14 protein-coding genes are annotated in these 17,000 nt (G+C 60.6%); 7 read left to right on the forward strand and 7 right to left on the reverse strand.

Annotation, left to right across the window (positions count from 1 at the left end; translation table 11 throughout):
- Positions 1–44 precede the first annotated feature (44 nt).
- Genes BLW80_RS01070 through purC form a run of 4 tightly spaced genes read right to left on the reverse strand, consistent with a single transcriptional unit; the run spans position 45 to position 2,746 of the window.
- The gene (locus BLW80_RS01070; RefSeq protein WP_414716902.1) at positions 45–1,004 is read right to left on the reverse strand and encodes a tripartite tricarboxylate transporter substrate-binding protein; all 960 of its coding nucleotides are present in this window, start codon (positions 1,002–1,004) and stop codon (positions 45–47) included.
- Between the two features lie 8 nt (positions 1,005–1,012).
- On the reverse strand, positions 1,013–1,714 hold the full coding sequence (gene purQ, locus BLW80_RS01075) for a phosphoribosylformylglycinamidine synthase subunit PurQ (RefSeq protein WP_093756489.1): 702 nt from the start codon (positions 1,712–1,714) through the stop codon (positions 1,013–1,015).
- Positions 1,715–1,728: 14 nt separating this feature from the next.
- The gene (purS, locus tag BLW80_RS01080; RefSeq protein WP_089265033.1) at positions 1,729–1,968 is read right to left on the reverse strand and encodes a phosphoribosylformylglycinamidine synthase subunit PurS; all 240 of its coding nucleotides are present in this window, start codon (positions 1,966–1,968) and stop codon (positions 1,729–1,731) included.
- A 10-nt stretch (positions 1,969–1,978) separates the two neighbouring features.
- A complete protein-coding gene (gene purC / locus BLW80_RS01085; RefSeq protein ID WP_170849540.1) occupies positions 1,979–2,746 on the reverse strand; it encodes a phosphoribosylaminoimidazolesuccinocarboxamide synthase in 768 nt (255 codons plus the stop codon).
- 347 nt (positions 2,747–3,093) lie between these two features.
- Between purC and BLW80_RS01090 the strand changes: the two genes are divergently transcribed.
- The 3 genes from BLW80_RS01090 to BLW80_RS01100 all read left to right on the forward strand — a co-directional run bounded on the left by BLW80_RS01090 (position 3,094) and on the right by BLW80_RS01100 (position 7,180).
- On the forward strand, positions 3,094–3,417 hold the full coding sequence (locus tag BLW80_RS01090; protein WP_093756490.1) for a DUF1476 domain-containing protein: 324 nt from the start codon (positions 3,094–3,096) through the stop codon (positions 3,415–3,417).
- Positions 3,418–3,805: 388 nt separating this feature from the next.
- Complete coding sequence (locus tag BLW80_RS01095; RefSeq protein ID WP_439061771.1) at positions 3,806–6,133, forward strand: TonB-dependent siderophore receptor; 2,328 nt, start codon at positions 3,806–3,808, stop codon at positions 6,131–6,133.
- A gap of 9 nt (positions 6,134–6,142) precedes the next feature.
- The gene (locus tag BLW80_RS01100) at positions 6,143–7,180 is read left to right on the forward strand and encodes an extracellular solute-binding protein (RefSeq protein WP_093756491.1); all 1,038 of its coding nucleotides are present in this window, start codon (positions 6,143–6,145) and stop codon (positions 7,178–7,180) included.
- Between the two features lie 211 nt (positions 7,181–7,391).
- Here BLW80_RS01100 and BLW80_RS01105 read toward each other — a convergent pair whose 3' ends face one another.
- Entirely contained in the window at positions 7,392–8,414 is a 1,023-nt protein-coding gene (locus BLW80_RS01105) for an LLM class flavin-dependent oxidoreductase (RefSeq protein ID WP_093756492.1), read from the reverse strand.
- A 269-nt stretch (positions 8,415–8,683) separates the two neighbouring features.
- On the opposite strand from BLW80_RS01105, the gene BLW80_RS01110 reads away from it, so the two are divergent.
- Entirely contained in the window at positions 8,684–10,702 is a 2,019-nt protein-coding gene (locus BLW80_RS01110; protein WP_093756493.1) for a phospholipase D-like domain-containing protein, read from the forward strand.
- Between the two features lie 35 nt (positions 10,703–10,737).
- Here the strand turns inward: BLW80_RS01110 and BLW80_RS01115 are convergent, their stop codons facing one another.
- Complete coding sequence (locus BLW80_RS01115) at positions 10,738–11,802, reverse strand: alpha/beta fold hydrolase (RefSeq protein ID WP_093756494.1); 1,065 nt, start codon at positions 11,800–11,802, stop codon at positions 10,738–10,740.
- Positions 11,803–12,021: 219 nt separating this feature from the next.
- On the opposite strand from BLW80_RS01115, the gene BLW80_RS01120 reads away from it, so the two are divergent.
- Complete coding sequence (locus tag BLW80_RS01120) at positions 12,022–12,687, forward strand: hypothetical protein (RefSeq protein ID WP_093756495.1); 666 nt, start codon at positions 12,022–12,024, stop codon at positions 12,685–12,687.
- A 238-nt stretch (positions 12,688–12,925) separates the two neighbouring features.
- On the opposite strand, the gene BLW80_RS01125 is transcribed toward BLW80_RS01120, so the two are convergent.
- Positions 12,926–13,804: an AraC family transcriptional regulator gene (locus BLW80_RS01125; RefSeq protein WP_093756496.1), complete on the reverse strand. Its 879-nt coding sequence runs from the start codon at positions 13,802–13,804 to the stop codon at positions 12,926–12,928.
- 207 nt (positions 13,805–14,011) lie between these two features.
- On the opposite strand from BLW80_RS01125, the gene BLW80_RS01130 reads away from it, so the two are divergent.
- Together BLW80_RS01130 and BLW80_RS01135 are read left to right on the forward strand one after the other, a co-directional pair.
- Positions 14,012–14,842 (forward strand): hypothetical protein, encoded by an 831-nt coding sequence (locus BLW80_RS01130; protein WP_139285771.1) that lies wholly within the window; start codon positions 14,012–14,014, stop codon positions 14,840–14,842.
- Between the two features lie 200 nt (positions 14,843–15,042).
- Positions 15,043–16,767, forward strand: a complete 1,725-nt coding sequence (locus tag BLW80_RS01135; RefSeq protein ID WP_093756498.1) for a GIY-YIG nuclease family protein — start codon at positions 15,043–15,045, stop codon at positions 16,765–16,767.
- Positions 16,768–17,000 lie beyond the last annotated feature (233 nt).

The raw sequence follows: 17,000 nt of genomic DNA on the forward strand, positions 1-17,000 counted from the left end.
AATTTGAGCCGTACCGAGATGGCACAGCTTCGAGCAAAGGATGATTACGGCGTCAGGAGCTTGTTGTACTTCGCCACATCGCGCGTCACCAGCTGCTGCAGCACCTCCGGTGCATGCTCATTGGCGTCGGGCGCCACAGTCGACAGATCCTGGAAACGCTTTTTCACCAGATCACTCTCAACCGACGCGCGAGCAGCGGCATTCAGCTTGGCGATGATCTCTGGCGGTGTCCCCTTCGGCGCGAACAGGCCATTCCAGCCCTGCGCCTCGAAGTCGGGCAGCCCTGCTTCTGCCGAGGTCGGCAGATCGGGCAGCGTCGCCAGCCGCACGGTGGAGCCGACCACGATGCCCTTCACCAGCTTGTCGTCGATGGCCTGCGAGACGGAGGCCGCTGAATCGCAAACGCCGTCGATCTGGCCACCGATGGCATCAGTGAGCGCGGGCGCCGCGCCGCGATAGCCGACCAGCGTGACGTCGATGCCGGCGGCCTGCACGAAGCTCTTGCAGATCAGGTAATTCGAGGAGCCAATCCCGGCATGGCCGAGATTGACCTTGCCCGGATTGGCTTTGGCATAGGCGATGAAGCCCTTGAGATCACTCGCCGGGAAATCCTTGCGCAGCGCCACGACGCCGAAGGTCTTGGCCACCATGCCGATGGAGGCAAAGGAGTCCGGCGTGAAGGACAGTTTTGGGTAGATCGTGTAGGTCGCCGCACTGGTGCCGGCATTGCCGATGGCGATGGTGTAACCATCGGGCGCAGACCGCGCGGCGCGGGCCAGCGCGGTGGAGCCGCCGGCGCCGACGACATTCTCGATGATGATGGTCTGGCCTAGCGTCGCCGCCATCTGCTCGGCCACCGCACGCGCGATGACGTCCGACGTACCGCCGGCCGCGAAAGGCACGATCATGGTGATGGGGCGTTTGGGATAATCATCGGCGGATGCCGAGACGCTCGTAGCCAGCACGAGCGCAAGGGTTGCGGCGAGCTTCGACAGCCGCGCCACAGCGGCGATCACGCAGCGCGCTCCAGATGCTCGACAAGACCAGCAAACAGGCCGCGGCCGTCGGTGCAGCCCATGATGTCTTCGACGTGATTTTCCGGATGCGGCATCATGCCGAGCACGTTGCCCTTCTCGCTGACGATGCCGGCAATGGATGCGGCAGCGCCATTGATATTGTGTAGATCGCCAACTTCACCTGTCGGCGAACAATAACGATAGAGCACGCGGCCATCGCCTTCGAGGCGCTTCAGCGTTTCGGCATCGGCGGTGTAGTTACCCTCACCGTGGGCGATCGGCACGCGGATCACCTGACCGGCATTGTAACCGCGGGTAAACGCCGTGTCGGAACGCTCGACGCGCAGATGCACGTCGTGGCACAGGAATTTCAGCTTGGCATTGCGCATCAGGATGCCCGGCAGCAGGCCGGACTCACACAGGATCTGGAAGCCGTTGCAGACGCCCATCACCAGGCCGCCATCGGCCGCAAACTTCCGGACGGCGTCCATCACCGGCGAGCGTGCCGCGATGGCGCCGCAGCGCAGGTAGTCACCATAGGAGAAGCCACCGGGGACAACGACGAGATCGGTGCCCTTGGGCAGCGCGGTCTCGGCGTGCCAGACCATCGTAGACTCCTGCCCGGATGCCAGCTTGAGCGCCCGCGCCATGTCGCGTTCGCGGTTGATTCCGGGGAAGACGAGAACGGCGGATTTCATAGCGATAACCTGGCTCAGAGCACTTCGACGCGATAGTTTTCGATCACCGTATTCGCCAGCAGCTTGTCGGCTGCGGCTTTCAGCGCTTCCTCGGCTTTCGCCTTGTCGGCGCCATTCAGTTCGATGTCGAACACCTTGCCCTGCCGCACAGAGGCAATGCCATCGACGCCGAGCGATTTCAGCGCGCCTTCGATGGCCTTGCCCTGCGGGTCAAGGATGCCGTTCTTCAGGGTAACAGTTACGCGGGCTTTCACGTCTTGATCCTCAGCTCTTGACCAGTACCGGGCCGGTGCCCATCGGGCGTTCGTTTTCGGAGAGAATGCCGAGACGCTTGGCGACCTCGGTATAGGCCTCCAGCACGCCGCCGAGATCCCTGCGGAAACGATCCTTGTCCAGCTTCTCGTTCGACTTGATATCCCACAGCCGGCATGAGTCGGGCGAGATCTCGTCGGCGACGATGATGCGCATCATGTCGTTTTCGAACAGGCGACCGCATTCCATCTTGAAATCGACGAGGCGGATGCCGATGCCGAGGAAAAGACCGGTGAGGAAGTCGTTGACGCGGATGGCGAGCGCCATGATGTCATCGATTTCCTGGGGGGTGGCCCAGCCGAACGCCGTGATGTGCTCTTCCGACACCATCGGGTCGTTGAGCTGGTCGTTCTTGTAATAAAACTCGATGATCGAGCGGGGCAGCTGGGTGCCCTCCTCGATGCCGAGGCGCTGCGACAGCGAGCCCGCCGCCACGTTACGGACCACCACTTCCAGCGGCACGATCTCGACTTCGCGAATCAGCTGCTCGCGCATGTTGAGTCGGCGGATGAAATGGGTCGGCACGCCGATGTCGTTCAGATGCTGGAACAGGTATTCCGAAATCCGGTTATTGAGGACGCCCTTGCCCTCGATCACCTGGTGTTTCTTGGCATTGAACGCGGTCGCGTCGTCCTTGAAGTGCTGAATCAGGGTACCGGGCTCCGGGCCTTCATACAGGACCTTGCCCTTGCCTTCATAAATGCGACGTCGACGGCTCATGGGGATGTACCGGGTGTTGTTGAAATCCATGGATGTGGTGTGCTCCGAATAACGGGATCGACCCACGACGGAGCTGCCGTGAAGGCCAGGAACGGGAAGAAACAGAACGAGAACCGGGCCTGCAGGCAACCTACCCGATCGGCCCTGCCAGTACAATCGACCCGGCCCGCCCAGTGGGGGTTTACCCCAACCTCGCGCAAGCCTGGTCCGATAAGCCTCGCCCGATACCGTCTTGCCTGCGACCTTGCGGCCGATTGTTCCAACGGTATCTCGACCTTATTTAAGCTCCGAACCGGCGTTTACAACGTCGTCCTGACCGCCCAACAACCCCGACGGGAACTTTAACCATGTCATCATTCGACAAGCGCGGCGAAGCCTTCGAGAACAAGTATGCGCTCGATGAAAGCCAGAAGTTCAAGGCCGAGGCCCGCCGCAACAAGCTGCTGGGCCTGTGGGTCGCCGAACAGCTCGGCAAGTCCGGCGACGAGGCCGCCGCCTATGCCAAGGAAGTCGTCGCAGCCGATTTCGAGGAAGCCGGCGACGGCGACGTGGTGCGCAAGGTGCTCGCCGATCTGACCGCCAAGGGCATCGCGATCACCGAGCCGCAGCTCCGCGTGAAGATGGATCAGCTGACCGCTGAGGCCGTCGCGCAGGTGAAGGCGGGAACCTAATCTCCACAGCTTCGAGTTGCAACGAAACGTCTCGCCGCAACTCGCGACGCTTCATAGAGAGCCGCGCATCGTATGATGGCGCGGCTCTTGTCTTTTGAAACGTTCCAGACTCGCAGAGCCTGACTCACGATTCCGAATTGCGATGTGCAAATTCTGAAACAGAGTCGCAGCGTGCCGATGACGGCTCGCATGCGCGTGCTACAAATTGCTCAAAATGCACGTTGATTGTTCAATCGTGTCGCGGCTCACCTTGCGACTGCATCACCGAAGACACACAGGCTCGCCAATCTCGTCGCTTTAGAGCGATTCAACCTCCCATTCGAAGTTTTCATTCAAAGCTACTGCTAGATCGCCTGCGCATGTTTCTCAAACGCGAAGGCGACACAACGTGACGACGGACAACCATTGCAATCTCAACAGCAACGCACGCAGCATCTTCAAGTTGCGCCGCGCGTATTGGTTGATCGGCGCGACGTTCCTGCTCGGCGATTATGTGACCGGGGCCTCGATCGCCAATGCACAGACGAATACGACGCTGCCGCCGGTCACCGTCGAATCGCCGACACAGGCGCGCCGGCCCGCACGTGCTGCGAGCGCCACGCCGAGCCGGGCGCGAGCTGTCGCCGCACGCCGCAATGCCACGCCGCCGCCCGCCCCGCCGACACCGACCGAGCGCGCTATCGCTGCCGCCGCCGCGAAATACGAACAGATCCTCGGCTATCGCGCGATGCCGAATGCGACGACGCTGCGCGGCGCGACGTCGCCGCTCAACACGTCGCAGGTCGTCAACGTCGTGCCGCAGCAGGTGATCAGCGACCAGCGTCCGCGCAATCTCGATGACGCGCTGGTCAACATCAGCGGCATCACCCAGACCAATACGCTGGCCGGCACGCAGGACGCCGTGATCCGTCGCGGTTTCGGCGACAACCGCGACGGCTCGATCATGCGCAACGGCATGCCGATCGTGCAGGGCCGCTCGTTCAATCCTGCTGTTGAAAGTATCGAAGTGCTGAAGGGACCGGCGTCGCTGCTCTACGGCATCATGGATCCCGGCGGCATCGTCAACACCATCAGCAAGCGGCCGGAATTGTATCAGCACGGCGAGGTGACGCTGGAAGGCGCGACCTATGGTTCGCGCAGCGGGGCCAATGCGACCATTGATATCACCGGACCGCTCGGCAAGGATGGCCTCGCCTATCGTTTCGTCGGCTATGGCATCAACGAGGATTACTGGCGGAACTTCGGCACCCGCAAGGAGACGCTCTACGCGCCGTCGCTGGCCTGGTATGGCGACACGACCACGGTTCAGATCAACTACGAACATCGCGACTTTTATTCGCCGTTCGATCGCGGCACGGCCTTCAACAGCGTGACGAAGGCGCCGTTCGCCATTCCGGCGACACGCCGCATCGACGAGCCCTATAACAGCATGTGGGGCACGTCGGATCTCATCCAGGCCTCGGTGGATCAAAAGATCAACGAGGACTGGAAGGTCTATGCGGGCTATAGCTACAACGTCGAAACCTATAATGCTGCGCAGTTGCGCAATACGGTGGTCAACCCGACCACTGGCATCGCGACACGCAGCAATGACGGCACCTACGGCGCACTGACGTCCTCCAGCTTCGGCACCGCCTATATACAGGGCGGATTCTGGATCGGCGGCATGCGCAACGAAGTGCTGTTCGGCGGCGATGCCCAGTATCGCGTGATCTACCGCAAGGATCTGGTCCGGCAGGGGGCTGCGAATTTCAACATCTTCAATCCGGTTTATGATCGACAATTGCCCGGCACCACCGTTGTCGCTACCGACAGCGATCAGACCGACAAGCTCAGCACGCAGTCCTTGTTCTTCCAGGACACGCTGCATCTGACCAATCGGGTCGCCGTGGTCGGCGGCGTGCGTTACATGACATTCGACCAGCTGGCGGGACGCGGGCGCAATCCGTTCATCGCCAATACGGACCTGTCCGGCAACAAGGCGCTGCCGCTCGGCGGCGTGATCCTGAAGGTCACCGACGAAGTCTCGCTCTATGCCAGCTACACGGAATCGCTGAAGCCGAATTCGACCATCGCTCCCAACGGCGCGGTATTCGACTCGCAGACGAAGCCCGAGGAAGGCGTGTCGTGGGAGACCGGCATCAAGTTCGATATCAACAAGCGCCTGTCAGGCACGGTCGCGCTGTACGACATCGACAAAAAGAACGTGATGCTGTCGCAATACAATACGGTCACCACGACCAACGAGGCACGCACCGCGGCTGCGGCGCGCTCACGCGGTGTCGAAGTCGACGTTACCGGCAAGCTGACTGACAGCTGGAGCATGATCGCCAGCTATGCCTATACCGATGCGATCTTGACGCAGGACTCGCAATACACCGGAAACCACCTGCAGAATGTCGCCCTGAACACCGGGTCGCTGTATCTCGTCTATGATTTCGGCACGATGCTGCCGGGTCGTCTGCGCGTCGGCGCCGGTGCACATTATGTCGGCGATCGTCCCGGCGATGCTGCAAACAGCTTCGTGTTGCCGTCTTACACGGTGGCGGACGCCTTTGCGACCTACGAAACGAAGTACCAGACTCTGCCCGTGATCTATCAATTCAACATCAAGAACATCTTCGACAAGGTCTACTATCCATCGGCAGTGAGCCTTCCCAACGTTGCCCTTGGCGATGCGCGGCGCTTCTCGCTGGCAGCGACGGTGAAGTTCTGAGGCAACAGAATGCGACCATCGCGACGACGCAACGTTCGGGCACTACCGCTGGCTCTGACGCTTGCGTCGTCGCTCCTCCTCTTCGGCACGGCCCCAAGCCACGCCGAAGAGATCAATCTCTATTCGACCCGCGAACCGCAGCTCGTCGAACCGGTCGTCGCATCCTTCACGGCGGCGACCGGGATCACGGTCAAGCTCACCTATATCGAGGACAATCTCGTCAAGCGCATGAAGGCCGAGGGCGGCGCCTCCCCCGCCGACGTGCTGATGACCATCGGTCTCGACAAGACCTCGCAATTCGCCGCGAATGATCTGTCGCAACCGACCACGTCTCCCCTGCTCGACAAGGCAATCCCGCCGCAACTGCGCGGCAGGGAATGGATCAGCCTGTCGGTGCGTCCGCGCGTGGTGATGGTGCGGAATGACTCACCGCAAGGCGCGATCCGCTATGAGGATCTCGCCGATCCCCGCTTTCGCGGCCAGCTCTGCATCCGTTCGCCCTTGCATCAGAACAATGTCGCGCTGATATCGGCCTATCTCGTGCATCACGGCGCGGACGCCACCGAGGCCTGGCTGCGCGGCATCAAGGCCAATCTGGCGCATGCGCCTGAAGGCAAGGACAACGACGTCATCCGTCAGCTCGCGGAAGGCCGCTGCAGCATCGGCATCGCCAACACCGTGGCGCTGGCGCAATTGCGCGACGGTCGCGAGGGCGCGGACTGGACCGCCTGGGCGAATAAAGTGAAGACGGTGCCGACGACATTCGCGGGCGGCGGCACGCATGTAAATCTTACCGGCGCGGCGCTGGCGAAACACGCGCCGCATAAGGCGGCTGCGCTGAAGTTTCTGGAATTCCTGGTGACGCCGGCCGCGCAGAAACTCTATGCCGCTGCCGAACTGGAATATCCGGTGACGGCAGGTGCCGAGAGCGCACCGCTGGTGGCGGCGATGGGGGCGTTTCCGAGCGATACGCTTGATATCGATGCGATCGCTGCAAGTCAGAAGGCGGCGCGCGAATTGATCAAGAAGGTTGGGTTTGAGAAGTAGGCGCGCATGATGCGCCACCTCCGCCCACGCGTCATTCCGGGGCGCGTGCGCCTTCGCACGCGAACCCGGAATCCCGGCGTTTGGGGCATTCACCGACGCCCGTGACGTAGAGATGATGAACACGTCAAGATTCCGGGTTCGTGCTCTGCCGGCTTCGCCGGCGGCGCACGCCCCGGAATGACAGTGTGTGGTTCGGTTTCGCGTCAGCCCCTCACCGCCAGCCCATGCCGGGCGCCACGTGCTTCAAGATCGCCTCGATCACATGCGCATTGTAATCGACGCCCAGCTGGTTCGGCACCGTGAGCAGCAGCGTATCGGCCTCCGCGATCGCCTCGTCGCCCTTCAACTGCTTGATCAGTGCATCCGGCTCCGCTGCAAAGCTGCGGCCGAAGATGGCGCGCTCGGTGCCGTGCAGGTAGCCGACCTTGTCCTCGCCCTCGTTGCCCCGGCCGAAATAAGCGCGGTCGCGGTCGTCCACCAGCGCGAAGATGCTGCGACTGACCGAGACGCGCGGGTCACGCGTGTGCCCTGCCGCCTTCCAGGCATCACGATACAGCCGGATCTGCTCGGCCTGCTGCACATGAAACGGCTTGCCTGATTCGTCGATCTTCAGCGTCGATGACTGCAGGTTCATGCCCTGCTTGGCCGCCCATTCCGCCGTCGCATTGGTGGAGGCGCCCCACCAGATGCGCTCGCGCAGGCCTTCGCTATGCGGCTCGAGCCGCAGCAGGCCGGGCGGGTTCGGAAACATCGGATTGGGATTCGGCTGTGCAAAGCCCTTGCCTTGCAACACGTCGAGAAACACCTCGGTATGCCGCCGCGCCATGTCGGCATCGGTTTGGCCCTCAGGGGGCGCGTAGCCGAAATAGCGGTAGCCGTCGATCACCTGCTCCGGCGAACCTCTGGAGATGCCGAGCTGCAGCCGTCCCCCCGCGATGAGATCCGCACTGCCGGCGTCCTCCGCCATATAGAGCGGGTTCTCGTAGCGCATGTCGATCACGGCGGTGCCGATCTCGATCTTCTTGGTGCGCGCACCAACGGCGGCGAGCAGCGGAAACGGTGCGGCGAGCTGACGCGCGAAATGATGCACCCGGAAATAGGCGCCGTCGGCGCCGAGCTCCTCGGCGGCGACGGCGAGATCGATGGACTGCAACAGCGCGTCGCCCGCCGAGCGCGTCTGTGATGAGGCCGACGGGGTCCAGTGGCCGAAGGAGAGAAAGCCGATGTTCTTCATGGGACGGGTACTCGGGGTGGGTTTGCTGACCACCTATTTAGCCGTGAATGGGAGCAAGAAAAGGGAAACGATGGAAACGCATCGTTTCCAATGATGCGAGCATGTTCGCAGACTGCAGATCCGTGTCCACTTTCGCGCCCGGCACGACGTCACACAGCCCCTCGCCCGCACCCCTTAAACGTGCATCCTGTCACAAATCTTCTATAGGTTGACCAAAATACGGCGTTGGGCGAGCATCAGCGTCACGTCGAAAAACGGGGGGACAGGCCATGCGCGTTACGACGTCTGCCGGAGCTTTCGAAGCGAGCGCGATCGCGGGCACGCGCGCAATCATGATCGCCCTCAATTGCGATGAGGCAGCTTGCAAGGGGCTGCTGGGATTTGCGTTCCAGCGCGCCAAGGGCGCCGGCAGACCGGAATTCCTGCGCTCGCTGAAAGTGTTCGAAGAGGTCGAGCCAGAGCCCGACACCGAGCACGGCGAGTATTTCACCGACAAATTTCCGATCCAGAGTTTCCTCTGGAGCGACTACACCGCGGAGCCCGGCACGACTTATCACTTCGAGGTCATCCCCGTATTTGGCGATCCGACCGCGCCCGAACTGCGCGACGCCGAGAAGCTCGCCTTCACCGTCACGACGGAGAAGGAGGACGACGGTCAACACGGCATCTGGTTCAACCGCGGCGCCATTGCCAGCCAGGCCTATGCGCGCAAGTTCAAGAACCACAAGCCGACCGACGCGGAGATGGACAATCCGAAGGACGAGCACACGGTCTGGCTCTCGCGCGGCCTGCTGGAGGCCTGCCTGGACTATATCGACACGACGAAGAAGAGCGAGGCGCTGCGCGCCTGCGTCTACGAATTCACCTACGCGCCCATCATTGAGGCGTTCAAGGCGAAGATCGATGACGGCTTCGACGTCCGGCTGATCGTGCATGACGACAAGAAGGGCAAGAACCGCAAGGCGATGAAGGCCGCCGGTCTCGACGTCAAGGCGAAGCACAATGGCGAGCCGGTGGTGATCTGGCGCACGCGGCCGCCGATCCCGCACAACAAGTTCATCATCAAGCTCGACGGCGACGCGCCGCAAGAAGTGTGGACAGGCTCGACCAACATCACGCCGTCCGGATTCCTCGGCCAGTCGAATGTCGGCCACCTCGTCCATGACAGCGACGTCGCCGAACAATACCTGAAATACTGGACGATCCTGAGCGACAACCCAACCGGCAAGCCGGCGAAGGAAGGCGTCGCGGAGATCTCGCCCTACCCGCCCGCGCTCGTGAAGCCGGGATCGCAGACCTGCATCTTCTCGCCGCGCCAGACGGCGTCGATGCTGAACTGGTATGCCGACCGGATGAGCGACGCCACATCGTCGATCATGTTCACCGCGGCCTTCAACGTCGCCGCCGATTTCATCGAGCCGCTGGCGCGCGACCGCGACTTCCTGCGCTTCGTGCTCAAGGAGAAGCCGCCCACCGCCGACGAGCGCAAGGCGCTCAAGGGCGACCGCGACCTGCAGATTTCGTTCGGCGCCGTGCTGGGCGCCGAGTTCAAGGTGGTCGACGGCAAGCTGGTCGCCAAGCGCAAGGTGAAGGAATTTCCGCTGGACCGCTGGTTTCTCAAGGAGGAGCTCACCCGCGACGAAGGCAATATCTTCTTCGTTCACACGAAATATCTGCTGATCGATCCCCTCAGCGACGATCCCCTCATCTGCACCGGCTCGGCGAATTTCTCGGAGGGGTCGCTGACCACCAATGACGAAAACATGATCCTGATCCGCGGCTCGACCCGCGTGGCGGACATCTACATGACCGAGTTCGACCGGCTGTTCCGGCATTTCTATTTCCGCGATGTCGCCAATGACGTGGCCAGCAAACGCAAAAAAGGCGAGAAGCCGGAGAAGGTGTTCCTCGATCCGGACGACCGATGGACGGAGAGCTATTTCAAGCCCGGCGGATTCAAGTCGCGGCGCCGCGAGATGTTCTTCACGATCCCGGCGTCCAACTGGACCGTCAATGCCGCAACCCATAGCGATGACGAACCGGTTCGTCCGCCGAAAAAGAAGAAGGCGGCGAAGGCTGTAGCGAAGAAGGCGAAGACGAAGACAGCCAAGAAGAAAACAACCAAGAAGACGGCAAAGGCCGCGTCAGCCAAGAAGGCAAAGACCGTCAAATCCAAGAAGGTCGCGAAGGCAAAGGTCAAAAAAGCAAAGACCAAGACGACCAAGGCGAACAAAGCCAAGACCAGCAAAGCCAAGACCAAAAAGTCAAAGGCCAAGTCGAAACGTTGAGCACGACACCGCGCCGGGCCGCCCCGCGCCCGGCTCTAGCTCAGCACGCCCGTGCCATCCCGCGGCGCGCCGCCGCGGGATGTGGCGGCCTTGATGCCCCAGTCGGCCATGAATTTCGGCCGCGGCTTGTCCTGCAGCATGAGCGCGCCGCCGACCAGCGCGCGTGTCGGGATCGCATCGCGGTCGACGGCGCCTTCGAGGGTCATGGCGAGGTCGCGCGCGAAGACGCGGTTGCCGATGTGCCAGGAATGAGTGAAGTCGCCGAAGAACGTGCTCTTCTTCGGATCGAGCGTGGCGAAATAGTCCCCGCAATTGACATTGGTGGCCTTGGCATGCGCATCCGCCGGCAGGCCGACGCGGCCCGCGCGCGGCGCCACGCCGAGCCGCTTGGCATTGGAGGCCGCCAGCACGCTGTCATAGGGGTTGGAATAGTTGGTCAGGCGCAGGATGCGCTTGAACATCGGCCCCGACCAGGAGTCATTCACTGAGAGGCTCGACGACGCCACGTCGCCGGCAATGAAGGCCACCTGGCTGACGCGCCAGTTGCTCTTGAACAGCGCGCCGTCCTTCTCCGCCTGCACGAAGGCTTCCATGGCCACATAGGCGCCGGTGGAATGGCCGAGCAGATGGACATTGGTGACGCAGTCCTTCTCCTGCCCCTGCGCCAGCACGGTGATGCAATCGCTCACCAGTTTCACCGCCACTTCGGCGCCCTTGGAGCGATCCTGCCAATAGGCCAGCGTCTCGTTGTCGCTCGGCCAGTCGAAGCCGATGACGAGGCCCTTCCAGCCCTCGGCCTTGAGATCCTTCGCGAGCTGGCGCTGGCGCTTCATGATGATGTCGAGATCGTTGTTGTAGCCGTGGATGAAGACGAGGATGTCGCCGGCCACGCTGATCGAATTCTGGTTGGGATCGCCGTCGGCGATATCGCGCACCTCCTTCACCCATTTGGCGAGATCGGTCTTGCTCGATGTCGCCATCGCCGGCGTCGGGATCGCCACATTGGTCGGCACCCGCAGATAGCGGATGGTGCCGACATTCTCGTTGAAGGCAGCGCCCGAGACGCCGCGCGCGGTGATGAGATAATCGACACCTGCCATGAAATCCCCCTGCCGTTCCCGCCGGGTTTCCTCCGCATCGCGCCGCCCTCTCTTTGTGAGCCAGGCACGATCGACGTGTGCCAGCCTATCGCGCAATCACAGGTGCAGCCAAGTGACCGGATGCGCGCCTCCCACGATATCGGCGACGACGGACGGCGATGCACCGGACGCCGCACGCCCGGCTTGCGCAACCCCGTGTATAGGTATATATTCTTTAGCATGACCCATCCCTTCTTCGGCCCCATCCTCCGCCTTCGCGTCACGCCCGATGAGCCCGAGGCGCCGGATGCCTTTGTGGGCGGCCCACGCGTGCGCGGCTCAAAGCGGCCGCATGGGGATGCCAAATGCGCGCAGGTGCGCCGCCTGATCGAGACGACAGTGCTGACCTATGGCGAGATCGCGAAGCAAACCGGCGTCGGCCGCGCCTCGATCTGCCGCTGGACGCGCGACGGCGGCTGGCAGCGCCCGCTATTCGCGCCCCGCGCCACCGACACGGTGCCCTCCGCCCGCGCCTCGCAGAAACTCAAATTGCGAAAACTCGCCGAGCGGCTTCACGCGCTGGCAGAGCGCGCCGTGCGCGAGCTGGAAGCGCAGCCCGATGTCGACATCGACCGCCTGATGCAGGCGCTGCAAGTGGTGAAGATGGCGCGGCTGGAGGCGATGGGCCGCCGGCGCCCGCGCCGCCACGTCGACATGCCCGCGCGCACCGGCCGCGAGATGATGGAGCGCGACGCTGCGATCCGCACCGCACTGAAGGAGATGCGCCGCGGCGGCGTCGATGTGACACAGATTCCGGACGACGCGATGGCGCTGCTGGAAGCCGCGCATACGCCGCCGGAGCGGGATCATCCGGCGCTGCGACCAAGGGGGAGCCGGCGGAGATAGAATGCTCCGCGACACGCACACACCCGGCCTGCGTGAAGCTCGCCGTTAGCCCCACCCACTCCGTCATCCCCGGGCAAAGCGCGAAGCGCGGCTTCGCTAGATGACCCGGGGATCCACGCCTTTCTCATCTTGCGGCCAAGACGTGGATGGCCGGGTCAAGCCCGGCCATGACGTGGGGAGAGAACAACGTGCAACACGCGGTGCCGCCCGGCCATGACGTGGAGAGGACGGAGCCGCCTCACACCTCCACCGGCAGATAGAAATCGATCACCGCGCCCTTCTTGGTCGGCGCGAACTCGCTGTCATAGCGTTCGAAATCCGGCCGGTCGACGACCGTGAGCCGCGATGCCGGCACCAGCTCGCCCCAGATGGTCGCCATCGCGCGCTTGATCTGCGGATGCACCGCCCCGCCGTTCAGCACGATGCGAAACACCGCATAACGCGATGCCGCGATGCGCTTCGCCGCAAAGCCCTCAGGCAGCGCCGCGTCTTCCGCGACGCCGACGCCGGCCATGTAATCGAAACTGCCTTCGGCGCGGTCGACATTCCAGACCACGCCATAGGTGGTCCAGCTCGGCGCCTGCCCTTTGAACGGCAATGCGCCCATCAGCTTCGACCACAGTTGCGGAATCTCGGCCTTGTTCGCCTCATCGAACCGCGCCGAAGGACCTGCAACGATGAAGGCATCCAGCGCCACCAGGTCCGCCAGGCGGGTGACAGCGACGGCGACGTCATCGGGCATGGTCATCGGATATTGTCCTTCGATGGGAGTGACACTGAAGCCGCGCCTAAACCGCCCGGGCGCGACGCCGAACAGGCGGGCAAAGGCGCGCGTGAACGCCTCCTGCGAGTCGAAGCCGCAATCGAGCGCGAGATCGACCAGGCGCAGATCGGGATCGGCCGTCAGCCGCTGCGCCGCGCGCACAAGCCTGCGCCCGCGCACATGCGCCATCACGCCCCGCCCCATCGCGGCCGAGAACAGCCGCGAGAAATGATAGGGCGAGAGGTTGGCGTGCGCGGCGATGGTTTCGACGTTCAGGGGATCGTCGAGATGCTGTTCGATCCAGCCGAGGACAGCGACGAGATCGGGCGTGCGGTGCGGCATGGGCTGGTTCATGCGGCGGGTATCGCACGGGCGAATGCGGGTGTCTTGATCGGTCTTGCTGTGGAAGACCGTATGGCGGCTAATTCTGCGCACGCATCACCGCGCTACAAGTCGAGCGGAAGCACACAACGCGTGAGTTTCCGCAGACTTTACGCCATTCCGATTGCGGCGCTGCAAGAAACCATTCAGTGTCAGCTAGAGAAAACGTAGGGTTAGTTCGTGGAACAGGTCATTAAAACGCTACGGTCAATTGCGGTAGCCGTGCGCCAGTTCGTTCGAAAATGCAACAAGGCACCAGACTCCCCACAAAACCGCCAGGTTGACAAAACACATGCAGCGACGCCGCGGGACAACTTGTCAACTTTGCACTGCGAAGAAGAGCGGCTGCATGTCGCGCACCTGGAACAAACTGCGAAAGACAACGAGCTGCGCGACCATATCCATTTGATACGTGAAGCCATGAATATGATCTTCACTCTCACACACGACCACATCAACAGGAACGACGACGAGCTAGTGATGCAGTACTTTGGTATACGGCTGTTCAACACAATGGCCTCATCAATAAGGCTGTCACACGCAGGCTATTACCAAGGTGCATTTTCTTGCTTGAGGGATTTCCTAGAGACTTACTTTCTCGTGGATTACTTTGGCAGTTTTCCTGAACAAATCCAGTTGTGGAAAGCCGCTGACGAGAAGCAGTTAAGAAATGAATTTGGACCAGGGGCAATACGCAACGCGCTCGATACGCGAGACGGTTTCAAGGAGAAAAATCGCAAGAAGACCTACGACTTGATTTCACATTATGCGACTCATGCAACGCCGGGTGGATTCCATCTTGTTACGATCAACGACTTAGGCAAGATCGGCCCCTTTCAAAGGCCAGCGATGTTCACCGCCTGGATGCAGGAAGCCGTCAAGATGGCTTGCAACAGCGGCCTCGTGCTCGGAAGGGCATTCAAGGATGTAGATGCGAGCACCTCCGCTATCAAAGCTAACTATTTGGCTGACCTAAAGCATTGGCAATCCAAATATTTGCCGAACGTATAAGAGATAATATTTAGGTCCCTTGGGGATTTGTGCCGGATTCAGGTATTTAGTTGGTTTTGTGATAACTCATCAATTTCCGTGAACAGTTCCAGTAGACGCGACCCGGATGAGCGCATCGACATTCGGAACTGCCGCCCAGACCACCACATCGCGGCCTCGGCAGATACCTGAGGTTAAAGGACTAGAGCTGGAACATACTCATGAGCTCAAATAAGCGTTTCGACGAACTCAGGAAAATTCCGCCATACGCGGCTGTCGATCACCGCTTTTTTCTCGACGACGGAGGGCGAGACTCGCGATTAAGCCATCTGTCTCGAAGAGAGCGCCGTCAGTTAAAGGCTGAAGGTCGCAAAATCGGTGAGAAATATTCCCGCGTGCTGCGGGATATCGCAAAAAGCGGAGCTGGATTCCCTATAGACAAACTTTTGCGAGCATTTTCTATAGAATACACAAATCGCTATGCTTCGTCTGGAGTTATGACTCAGCCAGTCAGCTTCAACTACTTTGAAGCATTTTGCTCGATTAAGCTATTCAACGGCACTTTGGCCCCGTATGCGGAGCCTCGACCGGAGCTCGATCACCTTTTCAGCGTTCCAGATTTTTTTGATTACCTAACGGCCGAGAACGCACCCAAATTTGATCTTAGAGACCTGCACGAATTAGCCGAAGGACTAGTTCACAACTTCACTCAGAACGGTGCGATTGGAGATTTCACCTATCTAACCGCAGAAGGCAGGGAATTTGTTATTTCCGGATTCTCCATGGTTCGACACGAAAATACAATCCATTGGTCTGTCTTAGGTGGCGAAGTTCTACCCGATACTGAATGGCAGAATCGCTGTGAAAACCAAACAGAAGTTAATACCAAGGACATTCCACCAGAGAAACGTCTGTTCCTCACCGCCGTTGCAGAAAAAACAGGCGGAAAGCCAGGGGCTCCTATGGCTCTCGAGGGTACAACAACTGCAGCACGAACGATCATTGCAGGAGAGACAGACCTCGACCTGGGTAAGCACGTCTCACGTTGCTACATGAGTGAACTTGAGAATAGCTTTGTAATTTTTTGCGACGACCCTGATATATTTTCGAGTATTTCCGAGAGCTCCGAACGTGCTGACCGAATTGCCGAAATGCGCGAACGAGTCGAAAGCGCAGCAGTTATGTGGAACCTAGCGGAAGCCTTCTTCCAGTTACCGAGTTACTTTCGCTTCAAACTAGCCATATCTAGAAGCGTTGTTAAGCTGAGCGGCATGCCCAGCCCTAAGACTCAGAAAGGCGGACAAGGGATCGGCGCACGCTACAAGCACGTAAGCGCGATAGAGACTTCGGACGCCGGGAACAGTATTGTACGCTCATACACTTCGCCGCACTTAGCCGTATATACCGAAGGCTATTGGAGACGATTGGAGCCCAACGCAAACGGCACGGATCGGCAAGGAAACTCGGTCGTGGGAAGAACCTGGGTTAAATCACATGACGAATGGCGTGCCAGACCTAACGAGCAGCGTACTGTTTACATCAAATCTTCGATCGCGGCTGCTAAACTGCAAGCCTCTGAGTATCTCGACGCGGCGCAAAGACTTGACAAAGACAAAACAACGTTAAGTGAGAAAGATGGTGTTCTGTATGTGATGCGCTGCCTAGCAATGAAGGACGAAGTTTATAAAGTTGGCTGCACATCAAAAAGCGCTGACCATCGCGCGCAGGAGCTCTCCTCCGCAACCGGAGTTCCTACTGCATTTGTTGTGGTCGAGAGCTGGCAACACCCTAACCCGCAAGGCTTAGAAAAAGGTGTGCATGCTATGCTCGATCCCTATCGAGTAAATCAAGGGCGAGAATTCTTCAAACTTCAGTATCCCGAACTAAAACGTATCATCGAGACCGAAATCGAACGCGCCCGCCATCACATCGGAGGCGAGCCGTAATCTCATCGTTGTACATCTGCGGAATCTCGGTGGACCGGCAAGGCCAATATACGAAGAATTGGCGACCCGCCTCGCGTTGCATCTCAGCAACGCGAGGAAGCGTAGGATTTGAGACCCTCCACATCGCCATATTTGCTCTTGTCGTTTAAAGGACGCTCGCCTCTGGAATTGCACTTCTAACAACGTAGCAATCAAGCGGCCAAACGAACTCAGCCGTGACGGCCAGCAGATGA

The sequence above is a fragment of the Tardiphaga sp. OK245 genome (assembly GCF_900108575.1).
Lineage (GTDB): Bacteria > Pseudomonadota > Alphaproteobacteria > Rhizobiales > Xanthobacteraceae > Tardiphaga > Tardiphaga robiniae.